Origin of the sequence: Moraxella equi, from assembly GCF_002027555.1 — a bacterium.
Lineage (GTDB): Bacteria > Pseudomonadota > Gammaproteobacteria > Pseudomonadales > Moraxellaceae > Moraxella > Moraxella equi.
This window is the reverse complement of the sequence record NZ_MXAP01000086.1, coordinates 1-2,241: the sequence shown is the minus strand read 5'-3', so window position 1 is coordinate 2,241 and position 2,241 is coordinate 1. Positions and strand designations below refer to the sequence as shown.

The window sequence follows — 2,241 nt, the reverse complement described above, 5'->3', positions numbered from 1 at the left end:
AGTTGAGAGTGGGGTATAAAAAAGGTCGTCAAGCACAATCACGAATTGTCGGTGGCGACATTAACCCTACAAAAATCCTTGCTTAACCAACAAAAATCTCAAGAGCGATTTTTGATAAATAGCCAAGCTGGTGCCAACCGCCAAACCCAAAAATCGCTATCAATGGGCGAAACCACGCATTCGCGAGGCTTTGACGTTAATCTGAGTGCCAGTTGGGAGGTGGATTTGTGGGGCAAATTGCAATTACAACAAAATCTAACCGAATGGGAGACCCATGCCATCCAAGCCGACCGCCAAGCGTTGTTTTTGAGCCTAAGTGCCAATGCCGTGCGAGAATATATCAACTTGATTGGCATTAACCAAAAACTCATGGACGCACAAAAATCCCACGCCTTTCAACAAAAACAACGCCAATATCTAAAAAAGCAAGTTGATTTAGGGCTGATTGCCAGAGCCGATTTGGTTGCCATCGAACAAACCCTAAACAATCTAAAACAAACCACCCTAATTTTAGAGCATCAAAAAAATGACAGTTTGGCAAACCTTTCATTATTGGCTCACGTTGATATGGATAAATTACCCACCACCCTAAAAAATCAGCGCCAAATCCCAAAAATTCCCCATGATTTTTATCACATCAATGCCAATGCAATATTAAACCGCCCTGATTTGCAAGCCTTGCTTTGGCGATTGGCAATCAGCCTCGAACAAAAAAATCTACTACAAAAAAATCAATATCCCACCCTTGTATTTAGTGCAGGGGCAACCGCCCAATCACCCAATTTACTCGATTTATTAAAAGTGCCCGTCTTAAATTGGGGTGTTTCGTTAAATATCCCCCAACTTAATTACAAAGAATACCAACACAACATCAAAATCGCCCAGATTGATGAGTATATCGCCACCTTAAATTATCAAGACACGACTCATAAAGCCCTAAATGACGTACAACAAAAATTAAATGCTTGGCAAAATGGCAAAGACAATCACGAAGTTTTATCAACCGCTCAAAAATTGGCAAAAGAGCAATTGATTCACCAACAAAAACGCCATGAATTGGGGCTTATTTCCACCAAAGAATGGGTAGAACACCAAGAAACCTACCGCCAAAGCCAGACCGCCCTAACTAATAATACCATCAATCAAGTGCTTAATTGGATAGCGGTATATCAAGCGGTGGGTGGATTGCCAAATGAATCACGCTAGGACATGCCCGTCCTTTATAATGCTTTTAAATCACAACTTAAAACTAAAAACCATGTCTAATCCCACCAATCCCAATCAAGGCTCGTTTTTTGGCTCATTTTATATGGTGCTGGCATGCCTGTCATTTGCCATTATGCTGATTTGTATCAAATTTGCAGGGCAAAAATTTGCCATGCACACCTATGAGCTGACCTTTTGGCGAGTGCTGTTTTCGCTGATTGTGCTTGGTGGGTTTTCGGTGATGAAAGGGCGAGATTTTCGCACAGCTTATCCAAAGGAGCATTTTTGGCGGTCGCTGGCAGGTTCGGTTGCCTTGCTTATGAATTTTTATGTCATCTTGCATTTGCCCCTTGCCACCGCAAGCGTCCTACAAAATACGTCCACCCTATTTTTAGGCATCTTATCCATCATTATCCTAAAACAAAAACCCACATTCATCAACTGGCTCTCACTCATCTTGGGCTTTATTGGCGTGGTGGTGTTGCTCAAACCCACCGAAGGGGGCGACCTATTTGCCATGCTCGTGGGGCTAGGCAGTGGGGCGATTAGCGGTTATGCGTATCTGCAAGTGCGAGAGCTGTCTTTGCTTGGCGAACCTGCGTGGCGGATTGTGTTTTATTTTTCGTTATTATCCACGCTGACATCAGGCGTTTTGGCGTGGTATTTTGGCTTTACGCCTGTGAGCCTAGCAAGTCTGCCTTATATTGTTGGCATTGGCGTTACCGCCCTAGCAGGGCAACTCTTAATGACTTATGCTTATCAAGTTGGGCAAAAATTTGTCGTGGCGACACTGTCCTATCTTGGCGTGGTATTTGCCATTGTCTTTGGGGCGTGGCTGTTTGGCGAGCGATTGGACGCATTAAGCCTTGTTGGTATTGGTGTGATTGTGGCAAGTGGGATTTTGGGGGCAAAGAAGTAGGACACATCAATCACATCATTGGCAAACGATTACCATATTGACATTTTATTTTAGTCGTTCACATGTTTACACTTATTGATTTATACCAACCGAACCCCAAATATGCTACAATACCC

Annotated in this window: 2 protein-coding genes; both read left to right on the top strand. The window is 43.3% G+C overall.

Features of this window, described 5'->3' with window-relative positions; genetic code table 11:
* The first annotated feature begins 15 nt into the window (after positions 1 to 15).
* A complete protein-coding gene (locus tag B5J93_RS08785; RefSeq protein WP_228144910.1) occupies positions 16 to 1,206 on the top strand; it encodes a TolC family protein in 1,191 nt (396 codons plus the stop codon).
* Positions 1,207 to 1,258: 52 nt separating this feature from the next.
* The gene (locus B5J93_RS08780; protein ID WP_079326049.1) at positions 1,259 to 2,125 is read left to right on the top strand and encodes a DMT family transporter; all 867 of its coding nucleotides are present in this window, start codon (positions 1,259 to 1,261) and stop codon (positions 2,123 to 2,125) included.
* Positions 2,126 to 2,241: the final 116 nt, after the last annotated feature.